Annotated in this window: 11 protein-coding genes; 9 read left to right on the plus strand and 2 right to left on the minus strand. The window is 34.2% G+C overall.

The window, feature by feature from the left end; genetic code table 11:
* Nucleotides 1–3 precede the first annotated feature (3 nt).
* Nucleotides 4–2,493, minus strand: coding sequence for a zinc-dependent metalloprotease (locus tag BLV35_RS07575; protein WP_091087339.1), 2,490 nt, complete (start codon nucleotides 2,491–2,493; stop codon nucleotides 4–6).
* 225 nt (nucleotides 2,494–2,718) lie between these two features.
* Between BLV35_RS07575 and BLV35_RS07580 the strand changes: the two genes are divergently transcribed.
* The 9 genes from BLV35_RS07580 (at nucleotide 2,719) to BLV35_RS07620 (ending at nucleotide 9,298) form a co-directional block, all read left to right on the plus strand.
* Nucleotides 2,719–3,564, plus strand: coding sequence for a bifunctional helix-turn-helix domain-containing protein/methylated-DNA--[protein]-cysteine S-methyltransferase (locus tag BLV35_RS07580; protein WP_091087342.1), 846 nt, complete (start codon nucleotides 2,719–2,721; stop codon nucleotides 3,562–3,564).
* A gap of 3 nt (nucleotides 3,565–3,567) precedes the next feature.
* On the plus strand, nucleotides 3,568–4,083 hold the full coding sequence (locus tag BLV35_RS07585) for a GNAT family N-acetyltransferase (RefSeq protein WP_091087345.1): 516 nt from the start codon (nucleotides 3,568–3,570) through the stop codon (nucleotides 4,081–4,083).
* A 110-nt stretch (nucleotides 4,084–4,193) separates the two neighbouring features.
* A complete protein-coding gene (locus tag BLV35_RS07590) occupies nucleotides 4,194–4,442 on the plus strand; it encodes an Ada metal-binding domain-containing protein (protein WP_091087349.1) in 249 nt (82 codons plus the stop codon).
* On the plus strand, nucleotides 4,418–5,029 hold the full coding sequence (locus tag BLV35_RS07595; protein WP_091087352.1) for an alpha-ketoglutarate-dependent dioxygenase AlkB family protein: 612 nt from the start codon (nucleotides 4,418–4,420) through the stop codon (nucleotides 5,027–5,029). Before BLV35_RS07590 ends, BLV35_RS07595 begins: the two co-directional genes overlap by 25 nt.
* A 164-nt stretch (nucleotides 5,030–5,193) precedes the next feature.
* Nucleotides 5,194–7,038, plus strand: a complete 1,845-nt coding sequence (locus tag BLV35_RS07600; RefSeq protein ID WP_091087355.1) for a hypothetical protein — start codon at nucleotides 5,194–5,196, stop codon at nucleotides 7,036–7,038.
* Nucleotides 7,039–7,135: 97 nt separating this feature from the next.
* Nucleotides 7,136–7,396, plus strand: coding sequence for a hypothetical protein (locus BLV35_RS07605; protein WP_091087359.1), 261 nt, complete (start codon nucleotides 7,136–7,138; stop codon nucleotides 7,394–7,396).
* An 83-nt stretch (nucleotides 7,397–7,479) separates the two neighbouring features.
* Nucleotides 7,480–8,067 (plus strand): hypothetical protein, encoded by a 588-nt coding sequence (locus tag BLV35_RS07610; protein WP_091087363.1) that lies wholly within the window; start codon nucleotides 7,480–7,482, stop codon nucleotides 8,065–8,067.
* A gap of 136 nt (nucleotides 8,068–8,203) precedes the next feature.
* Nucleotides 8,204–8,770 (plus strand): hypothetical protein, encoded by a 567-nt coding sequence (locus BLV35_RS07615; protein ID WP_091087367.1) that lies wholly within the window; start codon nucleotides 8,204–8,206, stop codon nucleotides 8,768–8,770.
* Between the two features lie 18 nt (nucleotides 8,771–8,788).
* A complete protein-coding gene (locus BLV35_RS07620) occupies nucleotides 8,789–9,298 on the plus strand; it encodes a hypothetical protein (RefSeq protein ID WP_091087371.1) in 510 nt (169 codons plus the stop codon).
* A 283-nt stretch (nucleotides 9,299–9,581) separates the two neighbouring features.
* Here the strand turns inward: BLV35_RS07620 and BLV35_RS07625 are convergent, their stop codons facing one another.
* On the minus strand, nucleotides 9,582–13,619 hold the full coding sequence (locus BLV35_RS07625) for a PAS domain S-box protein (protein ID WP_091087374.1): 4,038 nt from the start codon (nucleotides 13,617–13,619) through the stop codon (nucleotides 9,582–9,584).
* Nucleotides 13,620–13,720 lie beyond the last annotated feature (101 nt).

Genomic DNA, 13,720 nt, shown 5'->3' on the forward strand with positions numbered 1-13,720 from the left:
CCTTTATTTAGGATCTAAAATCAAAGCGATTCGCTCAATACAATCCGCATAATGGTATTTAGTTTCTGTATTTACAGCACTATTCTTTGCTGTTCCTAATGCCGATTTTAAGGTTGCTAACTCACCTCTTACCAAAGCGCGTACATCAGATTGTGATACATTGTAATAATCTCCAGAACGGCTAGGTTTAATTTCTTCTTTCATAAGATATTCCATTCTTTCAATATAAGCACGTTGTAAGTTTCTACGATAAATAGACACTGTTGTAGCGGTATTGGCTTCTTTCCAGATTCCTTTTCGCATGTCACGTAGTAAATCCAGAGCAGTATAATTATCCGTTCCCAGAATTTCGGCATCCATTAATCGACCAATGCGATCAAAACTCAACAAATTATTCAAATGTCTCGCCTGTAAGTTTCTGAAACGCTCTGTATAACCAGAATAATCTGTGTTTCTTAAAGTCTTTACATTAACCAGCCAAGTAGGCGAAGAAAAAGCATTGGTTTGCAACCATTGCATGGCTTCTTGCTGTTGTACTTTAGGAACAACCGTATAAATCACTCCTTTTTGATTAGGCTTTTTAGTGTCTTCATTCACACCACCCACATTGGTCACAACATGGCCTACATACCTACTCCATACGTCTAACATTTCTTTATACAATTCATCTAAATCCTCATAACTATTAGTTACATCACTAGTCCATTCTGATAAATGTTCCGCAACATACTTTAAGTTTTTAAGTCCGTAGCTACTGGCTTTCATCGAACTATTCCCGATGTCTTCTGTTTGAGAAGTAGGATCAAAACTACTGCTTTGTTTACCAAACTTATACATTGGGTCTCCCGCTTTTTCAAGAATCCATTTATCTAATGTAGGCACCTCCGCTTCCGGAGAAACCGAATTTGGAATTACTCTGTACCCCCAATTCACTGCATAATGGTCGTAAGGTCCCATTTGTCTAATAAAACGTACTCCTTTGTCTCCTGGTTGCGCTATATAATTGAAACGAGCATAATCCATTAAACTCGCTGCTATTCCATTTTTTTGTGTAAAAGCCGCATCTCTATAACTCTCGGTATCATAAGCGCAACTCGCTCCCATATTGTGTGGAAAACCCAAAGCATGTCCCACTTCATGAGCAATAACAAAACGCATCATCTCTCCCATTTCCTCTTCACTAGTATTTAGTGTTCTTGCAGATGGATTAGCGGCACCTGTTTCTAATAAATAGCGGTTTCGGTACGAACGTAGGTGGTTATGGTACCAGATTACGTCACTTCCAATTATTTCTCCTGTTCTGGGATCAGAAACACTAGGACCAACTGCATTACGTGTCGTACTGGCTACATAACGTATTACAGAATAACGCATATCCTCCGGACTAAAATCAGGATCTTCTTCCTTCGTCGGAGGGTCTTTTGCAATAATAGCATTTTTAAAACCTGCCGTTTCAAATGGTTTTCGCCATTCTTCAATACCTTGTTTGATGTATTTACGTAGTTTCTCTGGTGTGGCCGGATCAATATAATATACGATGGGTTTAATTGGCTCAACAAGTTCCCCATTGGCGTAAGCCACAGGATCTTTAGGCTCTAATCTCCATCTGCGAATGTAGGTTTTACTATCAGATTTTAACTCCTCACTTCCATAATCATATTGACTCATGGTAAACCAACCCACCCTTGGATCAGCAAGACGAGGCTGCATCATTTTTTCAGGAAGCAAAATCATCGATTGGTTCATCTGGATACTAATCGTTTCCGTATCTTCAAGTACTGGTGGCTTGCCCGCATTATAAGTAAAATCCTGAATCACCTCTATATTCATTGGAAAACTTTTCATCGCCGTGATAAAACTACGGGAGTCATCCATGCCTTTAACTTTATAAGCCTCTCTCATATTGGCCGATAATCCACTAATAGCCTTAACATCACTTCCGTAAAACTTAGATACATCAATTACCGTATTGGCTGAATCTTTGCTAAAAGCTGCAATATCAAAGGCATACAAAGTAGGCTCGTAATTGTTATTTTTTACAGAGATACTGATTGGCAAACTATCATTGGCCACCGCAGTGTACGACTTTAATTTGATTAAAATTTTATCTTGAAAACGTTGCCAAACAACTAATTGCTCATTTGTTTCTGAGCCCGCATTAACATATCCTCCACCCAAATTAGAAGGCAACTTCGATAGTCTGCTGACCAAAAGCATGTCCTTGTTCAATAATTTATTGGGGATTTCAAAATAATATTTTTTATCTACCTTATGTACTGTAAACAGACCATCATCAGAGATGGCTCCTTTAGTAATTACCTTATCGTAGGGTTTAATTGTTGCCTCTGGTTTTTTTTCTGGTGGAGTAACTGCTGGCGCTACTTCAGTCTTTTTATTCTTTTTCTCATCCTTGTGCCACTGTTTTTGGGCGAATGTTAGACTTGGCGCAAAAATAAAAGCAGCCAAAGTAGTCAAAATGAATATTTTCTTCATTTAATGGTTGTTTAATGATTAATCAGCATCAAAAATAATTGTAACCCTTTCTTTAATCGTTTTTATAGCTGTATTTAACTTAGAATTAACAATTGTGCAAGAATATGGTTAGCGTAGCCAAAATATATTATACAGATTGTATTTTTTTCAAAAACACAATAGAGCAAGTTTCGGATTTTATAATGACAAAATACTTACGATATTTGCTTTATAAAATGAAATGCAATGAATCAGCAGCAAACTACTAATTACAACCGCATTGCAGCAGCAATAGCCTACATCACGCAAAATTTTAAGGATCAACCCAATCTTGATGTAGTCGCTGCCAAAGTGAATCTTAGCCCCTTTCATTTTCAACGCCTTTTTACGGAATGGGCAGGAACAAGTCCAAAAAAATTTCTACAATACATTAGTGTAGCACACGCTAAACAATTATTAAAAGAGAGTCAAACCACACTTTTTGCAACAGCGTATCAAACGGGACTTTCCGGCACCAGTAGATTGCATGATCTATTTGTCAACATCGAAGGAATGACTCCTGCCGAATATAAAAATGGCGCCAAAAACCTGATTATTAATTACAGCTTTTCCGAAAGTCCGTTTGGGGATATCATTGTGGCTTCTACCAAAAAAGGGATCTGCCATATGGCCTTTTATACTAACGAGGAAACCGCTTTCTTAGAGATGAAACACCACTACCCCAATGCCCAGTTTCTGCAAATAACCGATTCACTGCAACAGGCTGCACTTCTTATTTTTAATCAAAAAGGCTCTCAACTGCCCCAAATTAAATTACATTTAAAAGGCACTGACTTTCAGCTTAAAGTATGGGAAACGTTGCTTAAAATTCCAATGGGACAGTTAGCAACCTACGGAGCTATTGCACAACAAATAGAAAAACCCAATGCCTCAAGAGCTGTAGGTACCGCAATAGGTAAAAACCCCGTAGCCTTTCTAATTCCCTGCCATCGTGTTATCCAAGCGACAGGCGTACTGGGTGGCTACATGTGGGGACCAACCCGCAAAACAGCAATTATTGGATGGGAATCCGCACAAAAAAACAAACTTTAAACTATGAAAATAGAAAACTCCCTTGCTACAGATATCGATGAAATATTTAGATTGTACGCCATCGCATCGGCATACCAAAAAACAAAAAATGTCGTAGTTTGGCCTGACTTTGACCGCCAACTTGTCGAGACAGAACTAGCCCAAAATCGGCAATGGAAACTCCTTATCGATGGCCAAATCGCTTGTGTATGGGCCATAACTTTCAATGATCCCGAAATCTGGGAAGAACGAGATCAGGATGCCGCAATATACATTCATCGCATTGCAACAAACCCTGACTTTAGAGGCCATAATTTTGTTGGGATTCTAGTCGAATGGGCAAAAGAATATGCACAAAGTATCGAGAAAAATTATGTTCGTTTAGACACCTTGGGCAATAATGTCAAACTTATTGAACATTATACCAATGCCGGCTTTGATTTTCTAGGGATATTCGATTTACAATCCACAGCGGGATTGCCTGCGCACTATCAAATGACTAAAGGTTGTTGTTTATTTGAAATCAAATTGCAAGCATAAGTTGGGCGTGCCCCTGCGGGTCGGGTCTTTTGTTTCAATCTCTCTTGTCTCGTTTTACAAACGAGACAAGAGAGGATTTCCACTGCAACCCCTCACGCAAAACAAAAACAATGATAGCACATAAACAAATAACAGCCGCCTCACTAAAATCCAAAATCAAACAACAGGAGATTGTCTTCGCAGGAAACAGTAAACTCAAAATTTACGGAACCCTGCACTGCAAATCAGGCAAGCGAATGAAAAAAGAAAATCGAGTGTTTTTTACCTCTGAGGCAGAAGCAATTCAAAACAATTTCCGACCTTGTGGTCATTGCATGAAAACAGCATACAAACAATGGATTTATTCAGCACCGAACTAGACGAAAACCAAAACTTGCTTCCCAAAGACGGAAACGTACTCTATTACGGCCACATCATGTCGCTTGGGGAAGCCAACTTCTACTTGGAAAATTTACTGCAAACCATTGCCTGGAAAAACGACGAAGCCATCATCTTTGGCAAACTCATTATCACCAAAAGAAAAGTCGCTTGGTATGGCAACACTAATTTTAACTATACCTATTCTAACACGACCAAACAAGCCTTAATCTGGACTCCAGAATTATTAGCCTTAAAAGCATTGGTCGAAGAAAAAACGGGCGAAACTTACAATTCCTGCCTACTCAATTTATACCATAACGGCAACGAAGGAATGGCCTGGCACAGTGATGGAGAGAAAGACTTAAAGAAGAATGGTGCAATTGCCTCCCTAAGCTTTGGAGCGGAAAGAAAATTTGCCTTCAAACACAAAGACAGCAAAGAAACCGTATCAAAAATCTTAGCCCACGGCAGCTTGCTCGTAATGAAAGACAAAACCCAAACACACTGGCTGCACCGCCTACCTCCTACTACCCGTGTCACTACTCCAAGAGTGAACCTTACTTTTCGAACAATTGAGTTGAAATAAGCTACTAAATGTTGTAAGAAAAAATAGATAATATCACTAAAAGTGGGTATTGGATTCCACCTTTACAATCCTTTTATTTACGGGTACGCTAAAAAACTTTTAGTAATCATTTTATATAGCGGCAACTAAAACCTGAATTACAAATCCAATTTAAAAAGTAAAACATGAAATTAGAAAAGATCTTAGACAAACTTGGTTCTATAGAAAAAAATTCTTTTATCAAGATTATTGATAATATTATTTCTAAAAAACCGAGTAGTATTAAAGAAATTGAAAAAATTTTAAGCTCTACTGATAAAGGTTTGAAATCTGTAGATAATCAAAACATATCAAATATTTTTTCACTTACTTCAGAAGACTTTTTAAATCAAATACGATGTGAGTTTCAAGAGGTAACATCCCAGCTAGATATATTAATTGACATTATAATTCGTGATGGGAACTGCATCATGAGACAAGATTGGTTTTCTAGACTTTACGAAAGTGAAATAAAAAATTTAAAAATTCGAATAAAAGAATTAAATAACGAATTAGAAAATGAAAAATCCGAATTAGGAGAGGAAAGAAAAAGAGATTATAGAATATATAGATCTTGCTTATCAACAGCCTATAATAATGATGCTCTAAATAATCGTGAAGCGAAAATCACTTCAGATGAATTATCCATAATACTTACTCTTGCAAAAGAACTTCAGCTTTCTCAAGAGGAGGTTAAACTAATAAACTATTCCATTTTACCTATTAAAAAGGTAGACATACATGATGTAATCAATAGCCTTAAAAATATTGGTGTTATTTTTTATTCAAAAAAAGATAATACAATTTATGTTGCAGATGAAATGGTAAGGATTTTGAGAAAATTACGCCAAAAAGATGTTGCAGACAAGTTCTACAGAAGAACTTTAAAATCATTAAAAGAGCCTATTTTAAATCAAATTGCAAAAAAACATAATATCGATAGAAAGCTAGACTATTCAGTAAAAATAGAGGAAATCATAAATAGCGGGATTTCATTTAAAAGTTTACTTACAACAGATATATATAAAGAAGGTAGTACCTTGACTGATAAGAAAAAACATCTTAATGAACTATGTGAAAGCAGCTTAAATATCAATAATTTAAAAGGAAGTACTTTAGAAGAAAAAATAAGTAGCTTAGTTGAATACTTTGAAAATGTTGAAAAAGATGAAAAAGTTGGAATTTCTATTGACGGTTTTGATAAAATGCTAACTGAACTAAATACTTCTTTACCAGCATTAAATAAATTACTAAAAAATAAATTTGAGCTTCAAGATGAGTTTGTAATGAAAGCAGATTTTCTACTTGATTATAATATTAAACCTAGAGATATTCTAGATTTAATTGTAAAAACTGATTTGTCTAACTTTATAAAAGATAATGGTATAAAACAAAGAGGGGATGATATTGCAAATATTATGGAGCATTATAAAGATGCTGAAAATTTATACTTGGAAAATTACGCAAATGTAGCTTATCGTGATCTTAACTTACTAAAAGAAAATGGTATTGCGATAAAAGAAAGTGAGTTAGGTTTAAAATTTGAAGAACTTACTAAAGTTATCTTTTCAAATCTGGGATTCAATGTAGATGAAAAATCTAAACAAAAATTGAATACTAATAAAGATATGATAGATATACTTTTAAATCTTGGAAATAATGAAGTTATCATTGTGGAGTGTAAAACAAGTAAAGAAAAAGGCTATAATAAATTTAGTACCGTATCAAGACAGTTGAAATCATATCAAAAATTAGCACTACACAATGATTTAAGGATTATAAAAATATTATTAATAGCACCTGAATTTAGTGATGATTTTGTTACTGATTGCGAAATGGACACTGAAATGAATTTGTCTCTTATTACCGCATCAACATTATTAAAAATTGTTGACGTATTTAAAACTTCAAAATATCAAGTATTTCCACATGTACTATTTAGAGATATAATCATAAATGAAGAACGTATTTTAAAAGCATTGAATAAATAAACATTAATCACTCCATTACATCTTCATTACGCAAGTATGTTAATAATTTAAGTCTCGAAAATCTAACCAAGAAATAACCTCAATAAATAGAACAACTATGAAAAGTGAATGGATCGCAACCTATGAAGGTTCTGAAATAAAAGTAACAAATGGCTGGTTTACTGGCGAAAAACTATTTATAAATAATGAATTGCAGGATGAGCAATTAAACTTTATAACTCCAAGTCAAATGACCGGAAAATTAAAGACTAAAAATGGAGCAGAACTAAATATTAAAACCAATCTCTCGGGTTTTTTCTCCGTAAGCTGTAGACTGTTTGTTGACAATAAAAAAGTTGAATTACAACAAACCAAATAAGTTCATTAGCACTAAACAATAGTTGTTAAACCTACAAATAATCCTACTTTTAGTTCCGAAAACAAAACTTATTTAATCATTAAATGAAAAGAATCGCAGCTGTCCTAATTTTAGGATTTAGTATAGGTACACACGCACAAAACAATAGTGTCGAAAAATCAATTTTCAGTATTCAAACTGGAGTCGTTGGAGTTTGGTTCAACAATGAAAGTAAATTATCTAACAGCATCGCTTTAAGAAGCGAAATAGGCATCGAACATGACTTCACTGTTGGCGATCATTATGATAATGCCGGATTTATTTTTCAACCCGTACTAACAGTAGAACCGAGATATTATTACAATTTAGAAAAACGAAACGGAAACGGAAAAGTAACCACTAACAATAGCGGAAATTACTTTTCCATTAAAACCAGCTATCATCCAGATTGGTTTGTGCTAAACTTAGCAGACAACTACACTAAAACTGATGATTTAGCCATTATCCCTACTTGGGGACTCAAACGCCAAATAGGAACTCATTTTACGTATGAAACTGCAATTGGTTTAGGGTATCGCATGGTTTACTTAAAAGAAAACCAACAAAGTGGTACTGTACAAAATGTTGATGGCGCTTATAATAGAAACCAGTACACACCCCATCTGCATTTAAGGATAGGATATGCATTATAAAGAAACGATCAACAAATAAAAACATCTCTGATATTTTGTACTATTTTATTATTAATAAACTCTGATTTTATCAGGCTTATATACCAGTTATGCAACACTTGAATAAAAAATCTAACATAAAAACGGACCGAACTAAATGAATAAAATTATTTTAACCCTTATCTGCTGCGGACTAACCACAATTGCAAAATCACAAAACACAAGCGTCGAAAAATCAACTTTTGGAGTCCAAACTGGATTCTTAGGGGTTTGGGGACATAATGAATCGAAATTATCAAACCAAATTGCTCTACGAACTGAAATCGGATTTGACACGGGAATTTGGGCCGGAAGTTTCTATGACAAAACCGGAGTTATATTGGTACCAGTAATCACTATGGAGCCTCGTTGGTACTACAACTTAAACAAACGTGTAAAAAAAGAGAGACGAATTGATGGAAACAGCGGGAATTTTATCTCTCTAAAAACTAGTTATCATCCCGATTGGTTCGTAATTTCCAACTACGACAACATGAGTATTGTAAGTGATATTTCAATCGTTCCTACTTGGGGTATTAGAAGAAATATTGGTAACCACTTTACGTACGAAACTGGAATTGGAATTGGGTATTTATATTACTTTGCCAAGGACGCTGGGTATGCTGAAAACAAAAGCGACGTTGCCGTAAATTTACACTTGCGAATTGGATATAGATTTAAATAAAAAAGAAAAACAACACTTATGAAAACAGTAAAAATACTGTCTTTTTTAATCGCCCTTACTTCAATTAGTTGTGCAACGACAAGTAATTTCGCGAAAAACGATCTAAAAAATGACTTTTTTAAAAATAAAACAATCACTTTTACTCTGAATGAAAAGAGTAAAATGAATGTAAGTTATTCTGGGCCTAGAGCTGGATTTGAGCGTCAACCTGACGTTAAAGAAGCGTTTAAAAAATCAATTGAAGAGTTGGCATACGAAACGAAATTAGATTTAAAATTCAAAGAAACAAGCAATACTACAAGTACTTCTGAAATGAATGTTGATGCCGAAGTAACTGAAATTTTATGGGTATTTAACTTATCGTCAGCTACTATGAAAACAACCATAAACTATACTTTAAAAAATGATCCTAAAGTCCATACAATAAACAGCAATTATAAAAATATGACTGCCGGAAATGAAAAGAACAATTTAATCCGCACTTTTAAAATAGCTAATTACTCATTATTAAAAGAATTAGAAAAATAACCTAATTCGCCTAATCATTTTGCTCTGGCCAGGAAACCATTGCACTAAAGCAATAGTGTTGAAAAATCCATTTTCAGCATTCAAACGGAGTCGTTAGAATGTTGTTCTAGCTCTTAGAGACTATTTACAGCACCATTAAATGAATAACATCTAACACTAAAATAGTTGAATTCAACCTTATCAATAGAGTAACGAGAGGGCAGTTATTTTATAGATTTATGTCAAAAGACAAAAAAACACCATGTTAGATTTTTTGTCTTTTGGCATTTATTTAATTACTTAATTATTTCTTTAGCCACTTAATTAACATGTCCTTTAAATCAGAAACAACAATTGGCTTCGACAAATAATCATTCATTCCAGATTCAAAACATTTCTGTTTGTCTTCAGGCATTATTCCTGCTGTGATTGCTATAATTGGAATTTTACTTTCACCCTCTAATTCCCTTATTTCTAGGGCTGCTTCGTAACCATTTTTATTAGGCATTTGAATATCCATCAAAATGATATCCAACTTTTCTTTTTTGCAAATTGCTACTGCCTCATTTCCACCCTCTGCTTCAAAAATCGTACAATTATCCACTAATTTTTTCATTAGTGTTTTTGCCAAAAGCATATTAATTTTATTGTCCTCAACTATTAAAATTTTTAAATTACTGAGAAACTCCGGAAAAACAGTTTCACTATCATTTGCAATAGCGATTTCAGGCTCTACGCTTTCTTTAAGTTCTGTTTTTTGGACTTTAATTTCAAAGAAAAAATCGCTTCCTTTTCCATAAATACTCATCAATTGCAACTTACTGTCCATTAAAGCCAATAGCTGATCTGAAATTGCCAAGCCTAAACCAGTTCCTCCAAATTTTCGATTCGTAGAACTATCTTCTTGAACAAAAGAATGAAATATTTTTTTCTTGTTCTCGTCCTTGATCCCAATACCGCTATCTTTAACTGAGAACCTCAAGGTTGACCAATTTTCATCTGCAACAGCTACTTCACTAATATCCAATTGTATTTGCCCAAAATCTGTAAACTTCAAGGCGTTGCCTATTAGATTTACTAGCACTTGTTTTAATCTGACAGAATCTACTACGATAAATTGCGGTACACTTTTATCTACATTAAGTATTAATTCTATTTTTTTAAAATCTGCCTGGTATATAAATAAATCAATAACTTGGTTTGTCAATTTATACAAATCAAGTTCTTCAGTATTCAATTCTAATTTTCCAGATTCAATTTTAGAAAAATCCAAAACATCATTAATAATCTGCATTAATGAAAATGCAGACTCATTAATGGTAGTCATATACTCCGATTGATTTTTATCCAGATTTGATTGCAACAGCAAATGCGTAAAACCAATTATACCATTTAAGGGAGTCCTAATTTCGTGGCTCATATTTGCCAGAAAATCTGATTTAGCTTTGTTTGCTGCTTCGGCTTGTTTCTTACTATTAATGATTTCGATTTCCATCGATTTCCTTTCGGTTATATCAATATAACTAATAACAATCTCAATAACATTCCCTTTTTTATCAAAAATGGGGTATCCATTTACTAAAATCCAAAATAATTTATTTGCTCTAAAATTTTTAAATCCTAACGTTAAATTTTTAATAGGTTCTTGATTAGAACGAATCCTCATAAATGGAGAATTTCTTTCTCCTACTAAATCACCTTCTTCACTATAAAATTCGCCGTTTGAATAGATATCTTTTTTACTTATTAATTTTTCTTCTTGTAAATTAAATATTTGATTGGATTTAGGATTATGGGCAATTATTGACCCGTCTTTTGCAAAAACGATAATTGCAGCATCGAGATTATTTAAAAGTCCACGATACCTTTCTTCACTTTTATGAACGATCTCATCAGCAAGCTTAACGGCAGTAACGTCACGTGAAAGGCATATATAATGAAGATCATGTTCCTCAGATCGTTCCATTGGCGCTATAGAAAGCTCAAACCACAACTGACCTTGTGGTAAATCTAATTTATAGTGAGTACCCGAAGAAAATCCTTTTCTTGCGGCTTCTTGTATTGCTGCCAGACAAATATTGGCCGCTTCCCGAGGCAATATTTCTACAATTTTTTTTCCCAAAAACATTTCTGCTGGGGCCGCTAATAAATCATCCGTTCTAGCATGATAGTTATAAATTCTACCTTCAATATCAACTTCGAACATTAAATCAGGAATGGCATCAATGACCGCCTCCATTTTTTTGTTTATTTTTCTAATCTCTTCTTCGGCAAGTTTCCTTTCAGTAATATCTGTTACGGTACCAATATATCCCACAATCTCATTAGTAACATTTCGCTCCGGTATAGCTTGGTCGATTACCCATGAAGTGCTACCGTCTGGACGAAGAAAACGATATTCAGACAAATTAACTTTTGCCTTATCTTCTAATGCCTGATCAAACTCTTTTATTATTGACTCTCGATCCTCAGGGTGAATCGCATTTTGCCAACCTAAACCTATACATTCATCATAAGTCAACCCAGAAATTTTACACCAACGTGAATTCACAAAAGTAGTATTTCCAAACACATCTGTTCTATATATCCCTACAGGAGATACTTCCGTAAGGGTTTGATACTTCTTCTCACTTTCATAGATTGCGTCTTCTGCTTTCTTCCTTACCTCTTCTTTTTCAAAATTCTCAAGTGCAAAAGCAACATCGCTGGTTGCCTCTTCCAATAATGCAACTTCTTCCTCATCAAAAAAGTTTTTCTCTTTAGAATAAAAGGAAACAACGCCAATTACTTTTCCAAATTTTATTATAGGAACCGACACTAACGAAGCGTACCCCCTTTTAGAAGCTGGATCTTTCCATGGATCCATGCAAGATGCATTTTCAATGTCGTTACAAACAATATACTTTTCTTCTCTAACAGCAGTCCCAACGGGGCCTTTACTCTCCGGTCCAATATCAATTGGAATAGGGTTAATTATTGAAAAATACCCTTGGTGTTCTCCTGCAACCATCACGGGAACAACTTTTTTATTAACTTCATCAATAATTCCAACCCATGCCATTTTAAAACCACCAATGTTTACAGCAATGTCACAGACCTCCATGAAAAGAGTTTGTTCGTCAGTGGTGCGAACAAGCATTTGGTTGATTTGGCTGATAAATAAATAAAGACGATTTGTTTTAATGACTTTTCGATTTGCTTCAATTCTTTCTGTCACATCCCTTAGGTTTGCAACTATACCTTTAAGGTCCTTATCTTGAAACATATTGTTTAGAGTGCCCTCTAGCCAAATATAATGCCCTTCTTTATGTTTCACTCGAAATAAAGCTGGTATTAAAACTCCTGGACTAGTAAATGTCTTTCGTTTTAACTCTTGAATATATGCAAACTCATCTGGGTGAAAAAATTCGTTTTCAGGGATTTCGTCAAATTCTTCATTGGTCCATCCAGTTAACTTAGAAGAGGAAGAACTTCTAAACAAACTCCTTTTATCTCTATCAATCAATGAGATAATAGCTTCATTGTTTTCTACTAGAGCGTGAAAACGTTTTTCGCTTTGTTGTAATTTTATCTCTGATTTTTTTTCATCCGTTACATCCCTAAAAAATACAGACAACCCATCAGATGATGGATAAATATGGTTTTCAAACCATAATTCATCAGCCTCATAATAATTTTCAAAGTACAAATACTTTTGGTTATCCATAGCATCAAGACATGCCTTATAAAAAGGGAGATTTGACTCTTCTGGACATATCTTTCTATGGCTTTCACCAATCATTTCAGCCGAATTTATTTTGAAAATTTCTCCTGCTTTTTTATTCATATAAGTATAACACAAGTTAGTATCAAGTGCTATAAATGCATCAGTTATACGATCAAATGTCTTATTGAGTAAGTCTTTTGATTTTTCCAGATCGGTATTATCTCTACCAATGGAATAAATAAATTCTTTTGATTCATCTACAGTAGTAGACCATTGGATTAATACAGCTTCTCCATTCCTTTTAATTAGCCTATTCTCAAAATTTATTGAGGTAACACCATGTGACAAAACGGCAAGCTCTGCAATAGATTTCTCTAAATCTTCGGGATGTATAAATGAGATTATGGGAGAACTTAAAATTTCTTCTTTAGAGTAGCCTAGAGTATTTATAAAGGCAGGATTTACCTTTTTATAATATCCATCAGTCCCAGCGAAACATACTAAATCTGCTGATTCTTTAAAATAAAATTCAAAACCGTTTCTGAACCCCTCATTTTCAAGAAGTCGTCGATTTTCAATTTCTTGCTCTTTTATTTTTTTGAGTAAGGCTTCGTAAGTTGGTTTATCTTCTTTCATGCTCTTTAACAATTGCTATTATTAAACGCTATTTCTAATCTGTAAATATAGTTTAAATATACAACACCTTTAACAATAAGCAACTGGCAGCCTAGATTTAA

Source organism: Flavobacterium gillisiae (assembly GCF_900107635.1).
In the GTDB taxonomy this organism is placed as follows: Bacteria; Bacteroidota; Bacteroidia; order Flavobacteriales; family Flavobacteriaceae; genus Flavobacterium; species Flavobacterium gillisiae.